This is a genomic window from Cellvibrio chitinivorans (genome assembly GCF_035117775.1).
GTDB classification, from domain to species: Bacteria; Pseudomonadota; Gammaproteobacteria; order Pseudomonadales; family Cellvibrionaceae; genus Cellvibrio; species Cellvibrio chitinivorans.
The window spans coordinates 49739-70920 of the sequence record NZ_JAYKKN010000004.1; the positions used below are offsets into that span (position 1 = coordinate 49739).

Consider the following 21182-nt stretch of genomic DNA (forward strand, 5'->3'; position numbering starts at 1 on the left):
TCACCAACACACCTGGGCAGCAATGCTCAGGTGTTTTTTATTAAAGAGATTTTTATGAAAGCCATCTCATTCAACGTCAACAGCATCAGAACCCGTTTGCATCAATTAGAAGCCGTGATTGAGAAACACAAGCCAGACTTTATCGGCTTACAAGAAACCAAAGTAAATGACCCCGACTTCCCACTGGATACCATCAAAGCAATGGGTTACGAGGTTGAATATTTTGGGCAAAAAACCCATTACGGTGTTGCGATTCTCTCCAAACATCCATTCAAGAAAGTGATTAAAGGCTACCCCGGCGATGAAGAACTGGCGCAGCGTCGCTTTATTGGTGGCGTGTTTGATACACCTGTTGGCGAAGTCACTTTACTGAATGGTTATTTCCCTCAAGGTGAAAGCCGTGACCATGCCGTAAAATTTCCTGCCAAACGAAAATTCTATGCTGATTTAATCGATTATTTAAAATCGGCTGAAGATCCCAACAAACAAATCATTGTTATGGGTGATATGAACATATCCCACCAGGATATTGATATCGGCATCGGTGAAGAAAATCGCAAACGCTGGTTGCGCACAGGGAAATGCAGTTTTTTACCCGAAGAGCGTGAATGGTTAAACGACTTGTTAGCTTGGGGTTTAAAAGATAGCTACCGTGAACAGAATCCTGACAGCAATGAGTTTTATAGCTGGTTTGATTATCGCAGCGGCGGCTTTGAAGATAATCCCAAGCGCGGTCTGCGTATTGATTTGATTTTAATGACGCAAAGTTTACTCGATAAGTGCGTCGCTACCGGAATCGATTACGATATTCGCGGCATGGAAAAACCATCCGACCACTGCCCAATCTGGGCAGAGTTTGCATAAATAAAATTAACAAAAGGTTGGCAGATGCTTTTTGAGAATTTCCGCCAAATGCTTAGTCGCCGGCCCGGCAAAATCGCGGTCGGCGAAGGTTAAATAAGTCGTTACCTCGCGCACTGAGCCCACCTCAACGGGCAAATATTTCAGCCGCCCAGCCTCAATATCTTCCTTTGTATACGCATCCGGCAACCATGCATAACCTAAACCCATTCGTATGGCATCCAGTGAGGTTTTAATATGACTCACCGTCCAACGTTGATCAGCCTCCTGCCAACCTTCGGTGTGACGACGATACTGCCCTGAATCTCGCACAATAATCTGCCGATACTGGCGCATATCTTCATCGTTAATCGGGCGCCCCAATTGCTGCAATGGATGATCAGCGCTGGACACTCCATGCATAGTCACGGTCACCAGCTTTTCTCCCATAAACCCCATAGGCACTCGGCCGCCAATCGCCAGATCGACCTGCCGCTGCAAAAGTGCATCTTCAGTTCCGCTCAATACAGATTCAAATACTTCAACACGAGTATCAGGAAAATCCTTCGCGAAGATAGCAAGACACTGCAAAACCTGAGTCGTCGGGATAATGATGTCCGCTGCGATTTTCACCAAAGGCTCTACGTGGATAGACAAACAACCCGCTGATTTTTCCAAGCGCTCCGCCTGCTCTAGCAATTGTTTGGCGCGGCGATAAAGCAACTCACCCGCTGGAGATGCCACCGCTTTGCGCCCTTGTAGTTGGAATGCCTTTACACCCAAGGCCGTCTCCAGCTGCGAGATTGAATAAGACACAGCTGACTGGCTTTTATTCAGTAGTTCTGCGGCCTTGGCATAACCGCCCGCATCTATAACGGCCAACAAGGCTCGCCACTGATCCAGCGTTACTTTGTTTTCTGTCATGGTCGCAGATGAAGTGCTTTTCTGTGTCATTACCCTGCATTCCTATTTATAACCAATCCAATAATTCGATCATATTTCACCAAATATCGCTATTTATCATTCAAGCGTCAAATCATTTAATAGCTACATGGCAATCACGCCAGCAAATCATGAGGATTTAACCATGGCTACTCTCTTGCAAATCAATAGCAGTTTATTTGGTGATAATGGCAACTCCAGTGTTTTGACTCAGGAGTTTGTTCAACAGTGGAAAGCACAGAACCCAACTGGTGATGTAGTTGTGCGCGACTTCGCTAAAGAAGATGTACCCCATTTGGATGCAGCACGTGTACAAGCATTGTTTAGCCCAGAAGAAGGTCGGACTCCTGCCCAGCAAGCGGTGTTGGATTACTCGAACAAAATCATCGCGGAAATCGAAGCTGCGGACGCTATAGTTATCGGCGTACCTCTATACAACTTCGGTGTGCCTTCGACATTGAAAGCCTATTTCGATCATATCGCCCGTGCTGGTGTGACCTTCAAGTACACCGAAACTGGCCCAGTTGGCTTACTCACTGACAAGCCTGTATACATCATCGCCACTCGCGGTGGCGTTCATAAAGGCCAACCAAGTGATACCCAAAGTCAGTTTTTGAGTAACTTTTTAGGTTTCGTCGGCCTGAAAGATGTACGTTTCATCTACGCCGAAGGTCTTAACATGGGGCAAAAAGATCAAGCATTTGCCGCAGCAAAAACTGAAATTGAACAAGGTGTTGCGGCTTAATCGCACACATTAGACAGCCGTAAACTATTCATTCAGGAGTAATTATATGCAACGCCAGTTACAGCAAATCTTGCAAGGCCGCGACACCAGCGACGGTGCTGGTGTTCGTATAAAACGCACTCTTGGTCAGCATCAGCATGCTCGCTTTGATCCTTTTCTGATGCTTGACGAGTTTGGTAGCAGCAGCGCCGATGACTACATCGCCGGTTTCCCTGCACATCCTCATCGCGGCTTTGAAACCGTAACCTATATGCTTGAAGGCCATATGCTTCACGAAGACCATATGGGCAACAAAGGGCATTTACGAAACGGGGATGTGCAATGGATGACCGCAGGCCGAGGCATCGTCCACTCGGAAATGCCCCAGCAGGAACACGGCCTGATGCGTGGTTTCCAATTGTGGCTGAACCTACCGGCTGCAGAAAAAATGAAGCCGGCGCATTATCGCGACATTCCTGCAGCTGATATTCCTGTTGCACCACTTGCTAATGGCGGGAGCATTAAAGTCATCGCCAACAGTGCAGTGGTAAATGGCACGGTTGTGAGCGGCCCTATTCAAGGCTTAACAACTGAGGCTATTTATTGGGATGTTCACTTACCCGAGCTGGCAGAGTTTCATCATGCCCTGCCCGAAGATCACAATACCTTTTTGTATGTGTATGAGGGTGATATCGCGATAGGTGAAGACAAACGCAAACTAACCAAAGGCAATGCAGGGTTGCTCAGTAAAGGAGATCAGCTCAGTGTGCAAGCATTGAGTACTGATACCCGTTTTCTGGTGATATCAGGTAAACCGATCAAAGAGCCAATCGTGCAATATGGCCCCTTTGTGATGAATACCACCGATGAAATCGAACAGGCTATCCAGGATTATCGCGCGGGAACATTGACTGAAAATTGATTTTCCATCGACATCCCAGCAACAAAAAAGGCGATCCGAAGATCGCCTTTTTTAATGAAATCAGGAGGTAAAAACTTACCAGCCAGTGATTTCTTTCAGTGCTTTACCGATATCGGCCAAGCTCTTAACGGTTTTCACGCCAGCATCTTCCAGTGCAGCAAATTTCTCATCAGCAGTACCTTTACCGCCAGAAATAATCGCACCAGCGTGACCCATGCGCTTACCAGCAGGTGCAGTTACACCGGCAATGTAAGATACAACAGGCTTGGTCACGTTAGCTTTGATGAATGCTGCCGCTTCTTCTTCCGCAGAACCACCAATTTCACCGATCATTACGATCGCTTCGGTTTGTGGATCAGCTTGGAACAGCTTCAAAATATCAATGAAGTTAGAACCTGGGATTGGGTCACCACCAATACCTACACAAGTAGATTGGCCGAAACCGTAATCGGTAGTTTGCTTCACAGCTTCATAAGTCAAAGTACCAGAACGAGAAACGATACCTACTTTACCTGGCTTGTGGATGTGGCCTGGCATAATGCCGATTTTGCATTCGCCCGGAGTGATAACACCTGGGCAGTTAGGGCCAATCAAACGCACGCCCAACTCGTCACACTTCACTTTAGCGTCAAGCATATCGAGAGTTGGGATACCTTCAGTAATACAAACGATCAACTTGATGCCGCCGTTAGCTGCTTCAAGGATAGAATCTTTACAGAAAGGAGCCGGAACGTAGATTACCGATGCATCAGCACCAGTAGCAGCAACTGCTTCAGCAACAGTGTTAAACACCGGCAGGCCGAGGTGAGTTTGACCACCCTTACCTGGAGTTACACCACCAACCATTTTGGTGCCGTAAGCAATCGCTTGTTCGGAGTGGAAAGTACCCTGCGCACCGGTAAAACCTTGGCAAATTACTTTGGTATCTTTGTTAATTAAAACGCTCATGTTCTTCGCCCCTTATTGATTCGCAGCAGCTGCAACAACTTTCTTGGCAGCGCCAGTCAAGTCGGTATCGGCAATGATGTTCAGGCCGCTTTCGCCCAACACTTTTGCGCCTAATTCAGCATTGTTACCTTGCAGACGAACAACAACAGGTACTTTTACGCCTACTTCTTTAACTGCACCGATTACGCCTTCTGCAATCATGTCGCAGCGTACGATACCGCCGAAGATGTTGATGAATACTGCTTTAACAGCGTCATCAGACAAAATGATTTTGAACGCTTCAACTACGCGCTCTTTGGTCGCACCACCACCTACGTCAAGGAAGTTAGCAGGTTGACCGCCGTGTAGCTTAACGATGTCCATAGTACCCATCGCCAGACCAGCGCCGTTAACCATACAACCGATATCACCGCCCAGAGCAACGTAGTTCAATTCCCAAGCAGCAGCGTGAGCTTCACGCGCGTCTTCTTGTGATGGATCTTGCATTGCTTTCAACTCTGGATGACGGTACAGCGCATTACCATCGATAACCAGTTTTGCATCCAGGCAGTGCAAATCGCCTGCTGGAGTGATAACCAATGGGTTAACTTCCAACAGAGCCAAATCTTTCTCTTTAAACAATTGCGCAAGACCTAAGAAAATCTTTACGAATTGGTTAATTTGCTTGCCTTCCAAACCGAGTTTGAAAGCCAGATCACGACCTTGGAAAGGTTGTGCACCTACCAGCGGATCAACAGCAACTTTGAGGATTTTTTCTGGAGTGTCGTGCGCAACTTTCTCGATCTCTACACCACCTTCGGTAGAGGCCATGAACACGATGCGACGGCTTGAGCGGTCAACTACAGCGCCCAAGTACAATTCTTTAGCGATGTCAGTGCAGGTTTCAACCAAAATGCGGCTTACTGGTTGGCCTTTCTCATCAGTTTGATAAGTAACCAGATTCTTGCCCAACCACTTTTCAGCGAAAGCTTTGATTTCGTCTTTGCTCTTAACCAGTTTTACGCCGCCCGCTTTACCGCGGCCACCAGCGTGAACCTGAGCTTTAACGACGAAAGTATCGCCGCCGATTTGATCAGCAGCAGCAACAGCTTCTTCAACAGTTGCAGCAGCAATGCCTTTAGAAACAGGCAAACCATATTGGGCAAACAGTTGCTTACCCTGATACTCGTGCAAATTCATGGTGTAGTTCCATTTGACGATGGTTGGAGTAGCGTTTTAGTACACAGTCCAACTTGGGTTATCGATGGAGGCAAACCTCATGAGTTTGCCCCCGCCTAAAAAACGAGGACTCTATGGTTCTCTTAACGCTTCTTCTTGTTGGCAATGTGGATGGCATGACCATGCACTGCCAGTGCTGCTTCGTGGATTGCTTCAGACAGGGTTGGGTGGCCAAACACCATCATGCCCAGATCTTCTGCACTCGAACCGAATTCCATTGCGATTGCCACTTGTTGAACCAGATCAGCAGCGCTTGGACCAACAATGTGGGCACCAAGAATACGATCAGTTTCTGCGTGAGCAATAATTTTTACCAAGCCGTGACTTTCATTGGCAGCCATTGCACGACCGCTGGCCGCGAATGGGAAAGTACCCACATTGTATGGCTCACCAGAAGCTTTAACCTGTTCTTCAGTTTTACCGACGGCAGCAACTTCTGGGTGGGTGTAAATAACGCTTGGAATGATGTCGTAGTTGATTTGTGATTTTTGGCCAGCGATGCGCTCAGCAACCATCACACCTTCTTCCGAACCTTTGTGTGCCAGCATTGGGCCACGCACTACGTCGCCAATTGCCCAAACACCTGGTGCGTTAGTTTCACATTGTTCGTTTACAAAAATAAAACCTCGCTCATCCAGATTCACACCTGAATCGGCAGCCAAAAGGTTTTCGGTGTAAGGACGACGACCTACACACACAATTAATTTATCGAAAGTTTCTTGTTGCTCTTTGCCATCTTTATCTTGGAAAGTAACAACCACTTCTTTGCCATTTACTTTTGAACCAGTTACACGTGAACTGGTGCGAATATCCAACCCTTGCTTGGTCAGAATTTTTTGCGATTCTTTCGCGATTTGTTGATCCATCATGCCAAGGAAAGAATCCATAGCTTCAAGAACAACTACTTTAGAACCCAAACGGTTCCATACAGAACCCAGTTCCAAACCAATTACACCACCGCCGATTACACCCAAGCGCGCAGGTACAGATTGGAATTCCAGAGCGCCAGTTGAGTTGACGATCACATCGTTATCAACAGGAGCAACCGGGATATTAATCGGGTAAGAACCAGAAGCCAGAATCACATGATTTGCTTCAAGAACAGTCACTTTACCTTCGTGATCAGTCACTTCAACTTTTTTGCCAGCCAACAATTTACCGGTACCAAATACGCTGGTAACACCATTAGCTTTGAACAAACCAGCGATACCGCCAGTCAAGTTTTTGATGATTTGGTTTTTACGCGCAATCATCGAAGGAACATTAATTTCAACACCTGATGTAGTAATACCGTGAACGGCGAAATCATCTTTTGCTTCGTGGTATTTATAGGAGCTATCAAGCAATGCTTTAGAAGGAATACAGCCAACGTTTAAGCAAGTACCGCCATTTACGCCCTTACCTTCTTCATTGCGCCACTTTTCAACACACGCAGTTTTCAAGCCCAGTTGCGCTGCGCGAATTGCTGCAACATAACCTGCAGGCCCAGAGCCTATCACCACAACATCAAATTTTTCAGACATGAGAATGTTCCTGATTTATTAACTGTCGGTTACAACCTTGTGAGCAGCAACCCTTTACATGAAAAAACGCTCCTGGGTTGCCAGGAGCGTTTCAAAACAACAATTAGATCTCAAGCAAAATACGCGCAGGATCTTCAAGCAAATCTTTGATAGTAACGAGGAATTGCACGGCCTCTTTACCATCTAACAAACGGTGATCGTAAGACAGCGCCAAGTACATCATTGGCAGAATTTCTACTTTTCCATTCACCGCCATTGGGCGCTCTTGGATTTTGTGCATACCTAAAATTGCAGACTGTGGCAGGTTCAGAATCGGGGTGGACAGCAGAGAACCGAACACACCACCGTTGGTAATAGTGAAGGTACCACCAGACATTTCTTCAATGCCCAACTTACCATCGCGCGCGCGCAAACCGAAATCACGAATGGTATTTTCGATAGTTGCCAAGCTCATGTTTTCCGCATTGCGCAATACTGGAACCACCAAACCTTTGTCGGTAGATACAGCAACGCCGATATCTTGGTAGCCGTGATACACAATATCATTGCTATCAATAGATGCGTTAACTGCCGGGAAACGACGCAGCGCTTCAGCAGCTGCTTTTACAAAGAAACTCATAAAGCCCAAACGTGAACCATTGTGAGTTTTTTCAAATTGGTCTTTGTATTTTGCACGCAGTGCCATTACCGGAGCCATGTTCACTTCGTTAAAAGTAGTGAGCATTGCAGTAGTGTTAGATGCTTCAAGCAAACGCTCAGCAATACGCTTACGCAAACGTGTCATTGGAACACGCTTCTCAACACGATCACCCACTGCTTCAATTGCAGCAACTGGTGCTGCAGCGGTAGAAACAGATGCTGGAGTTGATTTAATGTGGTTTGCCACATCCTCTTTCAACACACGACCATCTTTGCCTGAACCAGAAACAGCGGAAGTATTTACATTGTTTTCTTCAGCCATTTTGCGTGCAGCTGGATTAACCGCTGCCGATTTGGGCTCTGCTGATGCAGCAGGGGCTGGCGCTGCCGCAGGCGCGCTGGAAGCAGCCACAGCACCTTCAACAAATTTAGCAATTACTTCGTTGCTCAGAACGGTTTCGCCTTCGCCTTTAAAAATTTCGGCGATGCTACCATCGGCTGGCGCAACTACTTCCAACACAACTTTGTCGGTTTCAATATCAACAATCAGCTCATCGCGCTTGACAGCTTCACCAGGTTTTTTGTGCCAGGTTGCTACTGTGCCATCTGCAACGGACTCAGGGAATGTAGGGGCTTTGATTTCGATACTCATGCTATTCCATCTCTCTGTAGCGCTAGGATTATTTGATCAACTTTAAATGCGTTAAAAAAGCACTCACACAGTGAGCGCTTTGTTTACAAAACGTTTCTCTTCTTCGATATGTGCAGACATATAACCACCTGCAGGAGCAGCAGAGGCATCACGACCAACATAATCGAGATACATTGCTTTGCCATATACTTCTGCAACAGCATGACGCATATGATGCTGACTGCTGTACCAAGCACCTTGGTTCATTGGCTCTTCCTGGCACCAGAAAATATCTTTGATATTTTTAAATGGAGCCAACGCAGCAGTTAACTCAGCCTCTGGGAATGGATACAGTTGCTCCAAACGAATCAATGCAACGTTATCAAGATTGCGAGCAGTGCGCTCTTTCAACAAGGTGTAATAAACCTTACCGCTGCACAAAATAACGCGCTGTACTTTTGCTGGATCAACATTTGTATCAGAGATTACATTTTGGAAGCTGCCGTTTGCCAACTCTTCCAACGTTGAGGTTGCCAATTCGTGGCGTAATAAAGATTTGGGACTCATCACAATCAACGGGCGACGCATTGGACGAATCGCCTGACGACGCAACATATGGAAAACTTGCGCTGGCGTTGAAGGTACACAAACCTGAATATTGTGCTCTGCACACAACTGCATAAAACGTTCTAAACGTGCAGATGAATGCTCAGGACCCTGCCCCTCATAACCATGCGGCAACAACATCGTCAGGCCGCACAGACGCCCCCACTTGTGTTCACCAGAAGTGATGAACTGGTCTATAACCACTTGCGCACCGTTGGCAAAATCACCAAATTGCGCTTCCCAGATGACCAAACCTTTTGGTGCGGTAGTGGCATAGCCATATTCGAATGCCAGCACCGCTTCCTCTGACAAGTAGGAATCGTAAAGATCGAACTCTACTGCCGAGTTAATGCTCTTTAAAGGAGTTGCAGAGCTACCATCTTTTTGACTGTGCACAACAGCGTGACGGTGCGAGAAGGTACCACGACCAACATCCTGACCGGTCATACGTACAGAATAACCTTGTTCAAGCAAAGTGGCATAAGCCAAGGTCTCAGCCATACCCCAATTAAGCGGCAGTGCACCGCCGGCCATTTTGCGACGATCCTCGTACACTTTATCTACTTGTTTCTGTACCACTATGCCTTCCGGAATAGTCAGCATTTTACCAGCAACAGTTTGCAGAGTTTTTAAATCAAGACCTGTGTCAGCTGGGGTCAACCAATCGTGGCCGATGTAAGGTGTCCAATCTACAAATAGACTGCGATCCGGCTCGCTTACCAAACCGCTGGCAACATGATCACCGCGATCCAGCGCCGCACGATAATTGGTAGTTAGCTCATCTGCAGCCGCTTGGGTTAACAGATTTTCTGCAACCAGTTTGTCAGCATAAAGAGTACGAGTTGTTTTAAGTGCGCGAATGATTTGATACATCAGCGGTTGGGTTGCTGATGGCTCGTCAGTTTCGTTGTGACCGCGACGACGATAACAAACCAGATCGATTACTACGTCTTTTTTGAATTCGTAACGATAATCCATTGCCAACTGGGCAATAAACAATACCGCTTCAGGATCGTCACCATTCACATGGAATATCGGGCATTCGATCATTTTGGCAACGTCAGTACAGTATTCTGTCGAACGCGCATCTTCACACTTGTTGGTAGTGAAACCAACTTGGTTGTTAATCACGATATGCAGGGTACCGCCAGTGCCGTAAGCGCGAGTTTGAGACATTTGGAATGTCTCCATTACTACGCCTTGACCTGCAAAAGCAGCATCGCCGTGAACATTGATCGGGACTACTTTTGCACCGGTTTTATCGTTACGACGATCCTGACGCGCACGCACTGAACCTTCCACTACCGGAGAAACGATTTCCAAATGCGATGGATTGAATGCCATCGCCATATGCAATTCACCACCAGGGGTCATCACGTTTGATGAAAAACCTGAGTGATACTTCACGTCACCTGAAGTATTCAACGAACGCTTACCATCAAATTCAGCAAACAATTCTGCCGGGTTTTTACCGAACACATTAATCAAGGTGTTCAAACGGCCACGATGCGCCATGCCCAGTACAATTTCTTTTGCACCGTAAGTACCAGCGCGCTTCACCAACGCATCTACTAATGGAATGAAGCTCTCACCACCTTCCAAACCGAAACGCTTGGTGCCGGGATACTTGCTATCAAGATGTTTTTCCAAACCTTCAGCAGCAGTCAAACGCTCAAGTAGAGCCAAGCGCTGCTCTTTAGAGAACTCTGGATTTGAACGCACACTTTCCAAACGCTGTTGCAGCCATTGCTTTTCTGCCAACGGCGTAATGTGCATGATTTCAGCGCCGATATGACCGCAGTAAGTCTTTTCCAGTGCCTCAATAATTTCACGGAGTGTGGCTTGTTCTTTGCCAATAAATAAATTGCCAGTGCTGAACACTGTGTCCAAATCAGCATTGGTCAGACCATGGAATTGCAAATCCAGATCAGCAACTGGCTCGCGCACCATCAAACCCAATGGATCGAGCTGTGCCTTTTGATGACCACGGAAACGGTAGGAGCTAATTAATTGCAGAACTTTGATTTGTTTTTGTTCATGTTCAGCACTGACTGCACCGCCGGCAACAGTAACAGTGCGGACACGGGATTTACCCAACTGTTCAAATTGAGCGCGAATGACCGAATGGGGAGTATCTTGAGTCAGTACACCGTTTACGCGTGGTAACTGATCGAAATAATTGCGCCATTCTTCAGGAACGGCATTAGGATTATGTAGATATGTGTCGTAGAGCTCTTCGACGTAAGCAGCGTTCCCACCAGAGATGTGAGAAGTACTCCAAAATTGCTCCATAATGCTGTCTTGCATTCCACTCACCTTAATCGTTGGGGAAATATCCCCTGCTATCAACTAGCGGTTAGCTACCAAACGCTTTCAACTTGTGATTAAAAGCGCCGCTTTTAAGTTGTCGCAACACTAGGTCACAACCAACAGTTTTTCAACATCACGAGCCTCAATGTGCTCATTTTGTCATCATTTTTACCCGCTTCAGATACAGAAAAGCGCCACCTTAGGTAGCGCTCTGTAACAACATATTGCGGATATGGCCAATGGCTCGTGTCGGATTCAACCCTTTGGGGCATACCGCAACACAGTTTTGGATACCATGACAACGGAATACACTAAACGGGTCATCCAAATTAGCCAATCGTTTCTGGGTTGCCAGATCGCGGCTATCCGCCAGGAAGCGATATGCCTGCAATAAGCCTGCAGGACCGATAAATTTATCGGGATTCCACCAGAAAGATGGACAGCTGGTTGAGCAACAGGCGCAAAGTATACACTCATAAAGACCATCCAGCTTCTCGCGATCTTCCGGAGACTGCAAACGCTCGATTGCAGGTGCCGGGGTGTCGTTCTGCAGGAATGGCTCGATTTTTTTGTATTGGTCGTAGAACTGGGTCATATCAACAACCAAGTCACGAATCACAGGCAAACCAGGCAACGGACGTAAAATTAGAGTGTTATTTTTTACACACTCTGAAATCGGCTTAATACACGCCAAACCGTTTTTACCATTGATATTCATACCATCGGAACCACACACACCTTCGCGACATGAACGACGATAAGCCAATGATTCATCCTGAGCCTTTAACAGCTCAAGAACATCCAGCACCATCAAGTCCTTACCTTGAGTATCTATCTCATAGGTCTTCATATAGGGTGCATTATCAGTTTCTGGGTTGTAGCGATAAACTTGTACTTTCAACATGATTTCTGCTCCCGATGATTAGTAAGTGCGTTTTTTAGGTTGGAAAGCTTCCATAGTGCGCGGTTTAAAATTCACCGCACGCTTGCCAACGCGCTTTTCGCCGGGGAAATACATGGAGTGACACAACCAGTTGGTATCGTCACGATCTTCAAAATCTTCGCGCGCATGAGCACCGCGAGATTCTTTACGCTCTTCTGCTGCAATTGCAGTTGCTTCAGCCACTTCGAGCAGATTTTGCAACTCTAACGCTTCAATGCGCGCAGTATTAAATGCATTACTCTTATCTGTAATTGCAACGTTTTCGATGCGCTTACGCAGCTCAGCCAATTGCTCAATACCCTTCTGCATGAACTCACCTTTACGGAATACACCGAAGAAGTTCTGCATAATGGTTTGCAACTCTTTACGCAAGACTGCAGCACTTTCGCCAGAGTTAGACGTGTTGATTTTGTTTAAACGCGCCATTGCCTTATCGATATCAGCCTGAGTTGCATCGCGATGCTCAATGCCTTCACGCAGTGCTTTTTCGATATACAAACCAGCAGCGCGACCAAATACAACCAAGTCGAGCAGTGAGTTACCACCTAAACGGTTTGCGCCGTGTACCGACACACATGCAACTTCACCACATGCAAACAAACCATCAATAACAACGTCATTACCTTCCGCATCAACAGTCAGTGCCTGACCATTAACGTTAGTTGGAATACCACCCATCATGTAGTGACAGGTTGGAACCACAGGAATGGGAGCGTATACAGGGTCAACGTGCGCAAAGGTGCGAGACAACTCACAGATACCTGGCAGCTTGCTTTCCAGAACCTCTTCACCCAAGTGATCCAATTTCAGCAATACGTGATCTTTGTTTGGGCCAACGCCGCGGCCAGCAATGATCTCTTGAATCATCGAGCGAGCCACTACGTCACGACCAGCAAGGTCTTTCGCGTTGGGCGCATAGCGCTCCATGAAACGCTCGCCATCAGCGTTGATCAGGTAACCACCTTCACCGCGGCAACCTTCAGTAACAAGAACACCTGCACCAGCAATACCGGTTGGGTGGAACTGCCACATTTCGATGTCTTGCACAGGGAAGCCTGCACGCAGCGCCATACCAACACCATCACCGGTGTTGATGTGAGCATTGGTAGTAGACGCGTAGATACGCCCTGCACCACCGGTAGCCAATACGGTTGCCTTGGCTTTTACATAAACGGTTTCGCCATCTTCGATATTAATGGCGATAACACCAACCACAGCACCATCGGCATTTTTAACCAGATCAACAGCAAACCATTCATTCAGGAATACAGTTTTGTTTTTCAGGTTGCCTTGGTACAGAGTGTGGAGAAGAGCATGACCAGTACGGTCAGCCGCCGCACAGGTGCGCGCAGCTTGGCCACCTTCTCCGAAGTTTTTGGATTGACCACCGAATGGACGCTGATAAATACGACCTTCATCAGTACGAGAGAAAGGCAAGCCCATGTGCTCCAACTCAAATACTGCCTCTGGACCAACTGAACACATATATTCAATTGCATCCTGATCACCAATGTAATCTGACCCTTTTACGGTGTCATACATATGCCAGCGCCAGTCATCATTTGGGTCAGCGCTTGCGATCGCACAAGTAATGCCGCCCTGAGCAGATACGGTGTGTGAACGAGTTGGGAATACTTTGGTGATTACAGCAGTTTTGTAACCAGATTGAGCAAGTTGCAGTGCAGCGCGCATACCAGCGCCGCCACCACCGATTACAATGCCGTCAAAAGAAATTGTGCGCATGTTAGACATTAGTTAATACCCCAAATTACTTGAACACCCCAAACCAGATAGGTCACTGCAACTGCACCCAACACAATTTGCGCAAAAATACGCAAGAATGTTGCTTTAGTGCCCAGTAAACGGGTAGTTAAATAATCGGTTAATACTGCCCACAAACCGATCCACGCGTGAGATATAAAAGAAAGAAGAGTTACAAGCGTAAACACGCGCATCCATAACTGATTAAACAGCGACTGCCACTGCTCAAATGTCAGCTCAGGATTCAATGCCAGATAGGCAACAATAAAAATAGTGTATGCCGCCATAACGGCACCACCGACACGCTGAATCAGCCAATCGTATAGGCCGCTGCGTCCGAAACTGGTTACTGAAGTTACCATACCCACACCCCCGCCAATACGATCAATACAATGGCAATTACCAATGCGATTTTAGCTCCGAGTTGACCGCCTTTAAGCGATTCACCAACACCGAAATCCATAATCAGATGGCGAATGCCTAGCACCATGTGATACGCCAAACCGGCTAATACCGCCCAAAGAACAAATTGACAGATAGGATTAGCGGCCAAATCGCCAATGCTATTAAATCCTTCTTGCGAATCAAGACTGGTGTCGAGCATCCATAAAAGGACTGCTACACCTGCAAAAAGGAAAATGCCAGAGATACGATGAAGAATGGAAACGTAAGCAGTAATTGGTAAAGCAGCGAATGATATGTGTAGGTTGACAGGTCTTTTCTTGTTCACGGTCTATCTCACCTTTATGCCCAATACGGGCAGGTTTAAGAATAAGCGCTTCATTTTTTATCATTAAAAAATGACCTTTAATGAAACACGCCCTGCAAGTCGCGCCGCATTATAGAGATTGGACTCTGGAAACACAAACAAAAACCCGGGCAGAAACACGCTCACATAAGATCCTTAAAGCATCCACCAGCTTTTAACGATTTTTTTACGCAAGACATTGATTAAATTGAAAGTTTTCAAAATAAATGCACCAGCACCAAGCACAACAAAAAATATTGCGCCAGTTGAGTGCAGCAAATTTGATGACTTTTTCAGCAAAGTAAAGCGACACACACAAAGCTCCACCGATGATAAGAAAAATTTTTAAAAAGTTAAAAGAATTTGCCCTGTAGCTGTGCCAAAAACTTTCGCCTTAACAATTAAGTCATCTATAATGCCGCTCGCAAACGGCAGCGTCGGCCCACCATAAGAAGCCGACTAGTCCATAAAAAACATAGCCGGCCTATGACGCTATTAAAAGTAGAGCTACTTGCACACCGCAAAGCTATCTACAGTTTTTATCAGTTGAGTAGAGCGAAACATGCTTCTCTCAAGCCTTTCGTCTTAATCAGTAAGCACAGGAGTCAGTAATGACTGACAAGAAAGCACATCTCACGATTGATGGCATTGATTCGAAGATTGAACTACCTATTTATGCCAGCACCATCGGACCTGACGTTATCGACGTTACCAGTATTACCAAGAATGGCTTTTTCACGTTTGACCCGGGCTTTATGTCCACCGCCTCATGCGAATCGAAGATTACGTTTATTGATGGCGATGAAGGTGTTCTGCTCCACCGCGGTTATCCAATTGAACAACTAGCTGTCTCCTCTGATTACATCGAAACTTGCTACCTCCTTCTGAATGGCGAATTGCCAACCCCGGCACAAAAAGAAGAATTCACTGCCGAAGTTAAAAAACACTCCGTTGTAGACCCTTCTGTTGCCAATATCATTAAAAGCTTCAAGCGCAAATCCCACCCAATGGCGATTCTGTGCAGTGCTGTTGCTGCCTTGGCTGCCGTGTACAACGAAGAAATCGACATTACCGATGCCGAAAGCCGCAAACTGACCGCTTATCGCCTGATTGGTCAAATCTCTACTCTGTCATCAATGGTTTACAAACACCGCAAAGGCGAAGAGTTTGTAGCTACCGACAGCAATCTGGATTACGCCGAAAACTTCTTGAACATGACATTCGGTACCACTGGTAAACCATCCAGTGTGAGCAAGACTATCGCCAAGGCGATGGACAGAATCTTTATCCTTCACGCTGATCACGAACAAAACGCTTCAACTTCTACCGTTCGTTTGTCTGGCTCATCAGGCACCAATCCTTTTGCTGCAATCGCTGCGGGCATTTCAACGCTGTGGGGCCCTGCTCACGGTGGCGCCAATGAAGCAGTACTGGAAATGCTGGAAGAGATCGGTACTGTCGAGAATATTGAAGCCTGTGTTGCACGCGCCAAAGACAAAACCTCTGGCTTCCGCCTGATGGGCTTTGGTCACCGCGTTTACAAAAACTTTGACCCGCGCGCCAAAGTAATGAAGCAAACCTGTGATGAAGTATTGTCTGAATTAGGCTTGGAAAATGAACCACTGCTTGCCATCGCCAAACGCCTTGAGCAAATCGCACTGGAAGACCCTTACTTCATTTCCAAAAAGCTCTACCCTAACGTTGATTTCTACTCAGGCATCATCATGAAAGCTATCGGTATTCCAACCGAAATGTTCACCGTGATTTTTGCTTTAGGCCGTGCGGTAGGCTGGTACTCTCACTGGAATGAAATGGTGAGCACCTCTTATAAGATTGGCCGTCCACGTCAGCAATATACTGGCAGTCCAAAACGCGACTACCCAGCAAAGTAATTTTGCAAAATAAAATAAGTTAAGTAAGAAACAATTAAAAAGGCCGCAATCGCGGCCTTTTTAATTTTTAGCTCGCCAGAAAAACGAATTTAAAAATTCCAATCTGCCATTAACCAGAATTTATTGGTATCAGTAACCGTTGGGGTCACATCACCCATTCCATACTGGGCATATTTTGCTGTCCATACGACTGAGCCAAACTTTTTGCTAACACTCAGGTCGATTTCATCACCATAATCGATACTTCCTTCGTCTGAATCAAACTTGTGGTAGCTGATTATGGTTTGCGCGCCGGCAATAGTGATACCAACATTCAGATACACATCTTCAAGCCCTGCAGTGGGTGTATTGAGGAATTTATCTGCCCAACCTTGAAATGCATGAAGCGTTGCCAGCGGTGTTGCAAAACCATATTGCCCGTCATCGGAACCCAACAATTCATAACCCAAGGTAAACGAGTAGCGGCTTAAATTTAAGGTTCCTTCAGCAAGCGCATAATCAGCATCGAATTGTTTTGCAGCTCCCGCATTTTGCTGCTGCGCATATTCAAGATTATAAGTAAACGTCTCGCCAACTGCGCCCTGCCAGCGAACACCGTAAGTATCACCATTTGCGCCTCGCTGACTAACTGGATCATTTACATCCAGCAAATAGGCATAACCAATCAATTTTCCAGCATCAATTCCTGAGTAACTTGCGTTTAATACATGGCTATCCATGTGCAAATCGCCAAGCGTGGGATTGTCTTCACCAAAAACACGATTCACATTTTTAATATACGCGTAAGTAAAATTGGTGTAGCGAAGTGATTTATTTGTCCAAGACACGCCGTCATAAGTCTGCTCGTTTTGCCTCCAACCGACATTACCGATGAAGCGAGAGTTATCAAGAATTAAGCGCTGACGCCCGTATTTAATTTGATTGTTAAACGTGGTGTAAGAAACAAACCCCTGATTAATTTCAGTACCGACAGGATCGGCAATTACCGCCTTATCTGTATTTGATGGATCATTTCCCGCTGTGCGATAGTCGTGATCATTTGTCATCTCACTTACGTTATCCATTTCCGCAACGAATGCAAAACCATTCCACGCACCTGACTGATAAGACAAGCGCGATCTCGTCGTCCATGCGTCTGCAGTTTTTTCACCGGTTTTTTGTCCTTGGGCATTCACGATATCTTCGGTTACATCTTCATAGCGAGTGCGGAAATTTACTTTTATTGCACTGCCTTGCTGCATCGACTCAGTAAATGATTTTGCTGAAACACTTGGAACAGTACAAACAAGTGAACTAACCGCAGCAACAAAAAGATGAAGCGTATTTTTTTTCATTGAGCATTCTCCAAAAGTTTTCATAAGTGTGTATAGCGATCACTCGTACCCGCCCAATAAATTTTTAAAATTTATTTTTTGCCATGCACCGAAAAAGTTTCTTGTATTTTGGCTAACACAACAGGGCTTCGACTGAATTCCACAGGAGCAAGGCTTATGCCAGATACTTTTTTAAAGTATTTTTCACAAAATAAATCGATATTAATCAAAGGGATATAAATTCAATTTAAATTTCAAAATGGTTATTGGTAATTTTTCATACGCACCTTTATGGAAATTAAGCAAACTTTGATGCGCCAATAAAAACCAAAATGCAAACAAATAACGCACAAAATTCGAACACAAAAATGCACCGCATTTTTTAATGAAGCACAATTTTGATGCAACAAGACTGAAAGCCAATTATTTGGCCCAGATTACAGGCACAAAAAAGCCGCACAATTGCTTGCGCGGCCAGGCAATAACAGTGAAAAGTGTGATTAAGCGATACGCACGCTAGCGCCTTGCGCAATTCCTTTTTCAATTTTGACATTGGCAAAAGTCACATCCAGAACACCATTCGACACCAAGGTAAATGGCTCAAGGATTAACGCAAATAGCTCCTGAGGCGTGCGCTTTAAACCGAAATCCGTACCCGCATCCGGGTAGCATTTCAGGTCAACCATCAGCGTTTTCCAGCCTTGGCCTGCAATAGAAATAAGCTCTTGTGAGATATCGACTTGAGAGTAACAAGATGGACCACAACCAATGCGAACCCAGGCCTTATCCGTTGGTGCCGCATCCACTTTGATATCAAATACCAAAGATGAATCTGCCTCGTAATAATCACTTAATACCTGACGATCGAGCGATGAGATGGCAACCAAACCCTCTCCTGAACCACTCCAAACTGCGCGACGAGCATCTTCCTGCACATCGCGGTCAACACAGGTTACGGTGAGTGTTGAAACGCTAGCGATATTGCCATTGAGACTGGCGCGGTCATTATTTTTACCTTCCAAAATAATGCCGTAAGCCCCCATAGGACGACGATTAAACAACTCCAGAACTTGAGAGCCCTCTTCTATTACTATGCCCTCTTCCGACAAATCATCCCCAAGTTCATCTTCATCGCCGTAAGCCAGACCAAAACCATAAGCGAACAATGGGTCGTATTCTGCATCGCCAATATTCAACGGACCTTGATCAGGCGATTTTGGCCAGGAAAATGACAAGCGACCAGTTACAGGAAAATTAATCTGTCCATCTACAGTTTTGAAGATCACATCGGCAACACCTGCACCTTCAGTTCCCGGCTGCCAAATAACGGCGAAAGCATCGGATACATTGAGTTCACGATTGATCCACATAGGGCGACCAGTAATGAACAACGCTACAACCGGAACACCTTGGGATTGCAGTTTTTTGAGCAATTCCAGATCGCGAGTATCACCCGCTTTTAATAATTGGTGTTGGATATCGCCCTGCATTTCAGCGTAGGGATCTTCACCAAAAATGACGATAGCCACATCCGGTTTTTCACTAAACGAACCATCGACACTCAATGTTGCTTTGCCACCCGCACTCGTTACCGCAGCTTCAATTCCCGTCCATAAAGTTGTGGCACCGGGAAAATCCGCCATAGTGTTGCCGGTTCCCTGCCAATTCACCGACCAACCACCGGTTTGCTTACTGATATTCTCAGCGCCATCGCCCGCAACCAGAACCTTGGCTTTAGGGGATAGCGGCAACAGATTGTTTTTGTTTTTCAGAAGAACTATCGATTCGCGTACCGCTTGTCGGGCAATCAATCGATGCTCATGGGCACCGAGCAATTCATCTTTACCTGCCAGAGGGCGCGATGAAGGCAAGCCTTTGTCCCACAGATTTGCACGCAGTTTTACACGCAGAATCCGACGCACTGCATCATCTATACGCGCCATAGGAATAACACCTGTGCGCGCCTGCTCGACGGTGTTGGTGAACAACTGTTTCCAATCTGGATCAGGCACCATGAAAATATCCAAGCCGGCATTCACCGCTTGTGGACAATTCAAAACTGTCGCACCCGCAACAAAACCATGACCATTCCAGTCACCCACAACAAGCCCATCAAACCCCATCTGCTCCTTCAATACATCGGTCAGTAAATAGCGATGACCATGCATATGCTCGCCGTGCCAACTATTAAAAGAGGCCATTACACTTTGCACACCAGCTTCGATTGCACTGTAGTAACCGGCAGCGTGGATACGACACAGGGTTTCTTCATCGTCCAAGCAGTTGCCGCGATCGATACCATTGTGAGTACCGCCGTCAGCAATAAAATGCTTAGCTGTTGAGATCATTCGATATTTAGATAAAAACCCCGGTTCTTGCGCTTCACCTTGCAAGCCCTCAACCATCATGCCCGCGTATTCGCGCACCAGATCAGGATGCTCAGACCAGGATTCGTAAGTGCGCCCCCAGCGATCATCGCGTGCAACAGCAACGGTGGGAGAAAAGTCCCAATCAAGACCAGTAACCGCAATTTCAGTCGCGGTAATACGACCAATTTCTTTGATTAGTTCAGGATTGCGCGCAGCGCCCAAGGCGATGTTGTGCGGAAACAAAGTCGCACCAACGATATTCCCCACGCCGTGAACAGCATCGGTTCCCCACATAATTGGGATCGCAAGCTTGCCGTCACTGGTATCCATTGAGGCTTCATAATAAGCATCTGCAATCGCCAGCCAATCCGCCGCTTTTGAGTAGCGATTACCGTTGGGAACCGAGCCGCCGCCATTCAATACCGAGCCAATGTGATAATCCTTTACGTCTTGAGGCGTCAGATGACGAATTTCAGGCTGAATCATCTGCCCTACTTTTTCCTCAAGACTTAACTGCGCGAGCAATTCATCGATTTTTGCTTCAAGCGCCGGATCTTTTTTCACCTTGCTGGCGATACTGGGCCACTGCACGTTTGCAACCTCCGTAGGGCATCTAACTAATTTGTTTTTTGGTATTGACCGAAAAGAGGAGAAGTCAGGATTGAACACCAGACATGGCAGTCACGCCTGCCACTTGAGATAAACTCCCCCATTTAAAAATAACATCCTTAAGATCAGCAGCGGAACACCTCGCTCGCCGGCATCCAAGCGGCGCAAGCTACTACCCAGTGACAGCGCTGTCAACCAATAAAGAAGCTGGCGCCATTTTACACTATTAAATAGTCCGAAAAAT

General features: G+C 46.4%; 16 protein-coding genes. 4 read left to right on the top strand and 12 right to left on the bottom strand.

All coding sequences use genetic code 11. The features are described 5' to 3' along the window. Positions 1-54: 54 nt before the first annotated feature. Positions 55-864 (top strand): exodeoxyribonuclease III, encoded by an 810-nt coding sequence (gene xthA / locus SPL68_RS12135; RefSeq protein WP_323815426.1) that lies wholly within the window; start codon positions 55-57, stop codon positions 862-864. A 6-nt stretch (positions 865-870) separates the two neighbouring features. Here the strand turns inward: xthA and SPL68_RS12140 are convergent, their stop codons facing one another. Further along, complete coding sequence (locus SPL68_RS12140; protein WP_323815427.1) at positions 871-1794, bottom strand: LysR family transcriptional regulator; 924 nt, start codon at positions 1792-1794, stop codon at positions 871-873. A gap of 133 nt (positions 1795-1927) precedes the next feature. Here SPL68_RS12140 and SPL68_RS12145 point away from each other — a divergent pair, with 133 nt between their 5' ends. Continuing rightward, positions 1928-2527 carry an FMN-dependent NADH-azoreductase gene (locus SPL68_RS12145; RefSeq protein ID WP_323815428.1) on the top strand — a complete coding sequence of 200 codons (600 nt, stop codon included), beginning with the start codon at positions 1928-1930 and terminating at the stop codon, positions 2525-2527. Between the two features lie 46 nt (positions 2528-2573). Beyond that, positions 2574-3428 carry a pirin family protein gene (locus SPL68_RS12150; RefSeq protein ID WP_323815429.1) on the top strand — a complete coding sequence of 285 codons (855 nt, stop codon included), beginning with the start codon at positions 2574-2576 and terminating at the stop codon, positions 3426-3428. A 75-nt stretch (positions 3429-3503) separates the two neighbouring features. Here SPL68_RS12150 and sucD read toward each other — a convergent pair whose 3' ends face one another. The 9 genes from sucD to sdhC all read right to left on the bottom strand — a co-directional run bounded on the left by sucD (position 3504) and on the right by sdhC (position 14737). After that, the gene (gene sucD / locus SPL68_RS12155) at positions 3504-4376 is read right to left on the bottom strand and encodes a succinate--CoA ligase subunit alpha (RefSeq protein ID WP_039914112.1); all 873 of its coding nucleotides are present in this window, start codon (positions 4374-4376) and stop codon (positions 3504-3506) included. A gap of 12 nt (positions 4377-4388) precedes the next feature. Beyond that, positions 4389-5555, bottom strand: coding sequence for an ADP-forming succinate--CoA ligase subunit beta (gene sucC, locus SPL68_RS12160; RefSeq protein ID WP_323815430.1), 1167 nt, complete (start codon positions 5553-5555; stop codon positions 4389-4391). Between the two features lie 122 nt (positions 5556-5677). Next, the gene (gene lpdA, locus SPL68_RS12165) at positions 5678-7117 is read right to left on the bottom strand and encodes a dihydrolipoyl dehydrogenase (RefSeq protein ID WP_323815431.1); all 1440 of its coding nucleotides are present in this window, start codon (positions 7115-7117) and stop codon (positions 5678-5680) included. Positions 7118-7220: 103 nt separating this feature from the next. Then, positions 7221-8408, bottom strand: a complete 1188-nt coding sequence (gene odhB, locus SPL68_RS12170) for a 2-oxoglutarate dehydrogenase complex dihydrolipoyllysine-residue succinyltransferase (RefSeq protein WP_323815432.1) — start codon at positions 8406-8408, stop codon at positions 7221-7223. A 63-nt stretch (positions 8409-8471) separates the two neighbouring features. After that, positions 8472-11300, bottom strand: a complete 2829-nt coding sequence (locus SPL68_RS12175; RefSeq protein WP_323815433.1) for a 2-oxoglutarate dehydrogenase E1 component — start codon at positions 11298-11300, stop codon at positions 8472-8474. 202 nt (positions 11301-11502) lie between these two features. After that, the gene (locus tag SPL68_RS12180; protein ID WP_323815434.1) at positions 11503-12207 is read right to left on the bottom strand and encodes a succinate dehydrogenase iron-sulfur subunit; all 705 of its coding nucleotides are present in this window, start codon (positions 12205-12207) and stop codon (positions 11503-11505) included. A gap of 18 nt (positions 12208-12225) precedes the next feature. Next, the gene (gene sdhA, locus SPL68_RS12185) at positions 12226-13998 is read right to left on the bottom strand and encodes a succinate dehydrogenase flavoprotein subunit (RefSeq protein WP_323815435.1); all 1773 of its coding nucleotides are present in this window, start codon (positions 13996-13998) and stop codon (positions 12226-12228) included. Continuing rightward, on the bottom strand, positions 13998-14369 hold the full coding sequence (gene sdhD / locus SPL68_RS12190) for a succinate dehydrogenase, hydrophobic membrane anchor protein (protein ID WP_323815436.1): 372 nt from the start codon (positions 14367-14369) through the stop codon (positions 13998-14000). Before sdhD ends, sdhA begins: the two co-directional genes overlap by 1 nt. Then, positions 14363-14737, bottom strand: coding sequence for a succinate dehydrogenase, cytochrome b556 subunit (sdhC, locus tag SPL68_RS12195; protein ID WP_323815437.1), 375 nt, complete (start codon positions 14735-14737; stop codon positions 14363-14365). Before sdhC ends, sdhD begins: the two co-directional genes overlap by 7 nt. Before the next feature lie 629 nt (positions 14738-15366). Between sdhC and SPL68_RS12200 the strand changes: the two genes are divergently transcribed. After that, positions 15367-16647 carry a citrate synthase gene (locus tag SPL68_RS12200; protein ID WP_323815438.1) on the top strand — a complete coding sequence of 427 codons (1281 nt, stop codon included), beginning with the start codon at positions 15367-15369 and terminating at the stop codon, positions 16645-16647. Between the two features lie 89 nt (positions 16648-16736). On the opposite strand, the gene SPL68_RS12205 is transcribed toward SPL68_RS12200, so the two are convergent. Continuing rightward, positions 16737-17981: an alginate export family protein gene (locus tag SPL68_RS12205; RefSeq protein WP_323815439.1), complete on the bottom strand. Its 1245-nt coding sequence runs from the start codon at positions 17979-17981 to the stop codon at positions 16737-16739. Positions 17982-18460: 479 nt separating this feature from the next. Further along, a complete protein-coding gene (locus SPL68_RS12210; protein ID WP_323815440.1) occupies positions 18461-20920 on the bottom strand; it encodes a glycoside hydrolase family 3 protein in 2460 nt (819 codons plus the stop codon). Positions 20921-21182 lie beyond the last annotated feature (262 nt).

Bases quoted from the DNA above. Each gene is read 5' to 3' on its own strand.
- xthA (WP_323815426.1), top strand. From the start codon at position 55: ATGAAAGCCATCTCATTCAACGTCAACAGCATCAGAACCCGTTTGCAT.
- SPL68_RS12140 (WP_323815427.1), bottom strand. From the start codon at position 1,794: ATGACACAGAAAAGCACTTCATCTGCGACCATGACAGAAAACAAAGTA.
- SPL68_RS12145 (WP_323815428.1), top strand. From the start codon at position 1,928: ATGGCTACTCTCTTGCAAATCAATAGCAGTTTATTTGGTGATAATGGC.
- SPL68_RS12150 (WP_323815429.1), top strand. From the start codon at position 2,574: ATGCAACGCCAGTTACAGCAAATCTTGCAAGGCCGCGACACCAGCGAC.
- sucD (WP_039914112.1), bottom strand. From the start codon at position 4,376: ATGAGCGTTTTAATTAACAAAGATACCAAAGTAATTTGCCAAGGTTTT.
- sucC (WP_323815430.1), bottom strand. From the start codon at position 5,555: ATGAATTTGCACGAGTATCAGGGTAAGCAACTGTTTGCCCAATATGGT.
- lpdA (WP_323815431.1), bottom strand. From the start codon at position 7,117: ATGTCTGAAAAATTTGATGTTGTGGTGATAGGCTCTGGGCCTGCAGGT.
- odhB (WP_323815432.1), bottom strand. From the start codon at position 8,408: ATGAGTATCGAAATCAAAGCCCCTACATTCCCTGAGTCCGTTGCAGAT.
- SPL68_RS12175 (WP_323815433.1), bottom strand. From the start codon at position 11,300: ATGCAAGACAGCATTATGGAGCAATTTTGGAGTACTTCTCACATCTCT.
- SPL68_RS12180 (WP_323815434.1), bottom strand. From the start codon at position 12,207: ATGTTGAAAGTACAAGTTTATCGCTACAACCCAGAAACTGATAATGCA.
- sdhA (WP_323815435.1), bottom strand. From the start codon at position 13,998: ATGTCTAACATGCGCACAATTTCTTTTGACGGCATTGTAATCGGTGGT.
- sdhD (WP_323815436.1), bottom strand. From the start codon at position 14,369: ATGGTAACTTCAGTAACCAGTTTCGGACGCAGCGGCCTATACGATTGG.
- SPL68_RS12200 (WP_323815438.1), top strand. From the start codon at position 15,367: ATGACTGACAAGAAAGCACATCTCACGATTGATGGCATTGATTCGAAG.
- SPL68_RS12205 (WP_323815439.1), bottom strand. From the start codon at position 17,981: ATGAAAAAAAATACGCTTCATCTTTTTGTTGCTGCGGTTAGTTCACTT.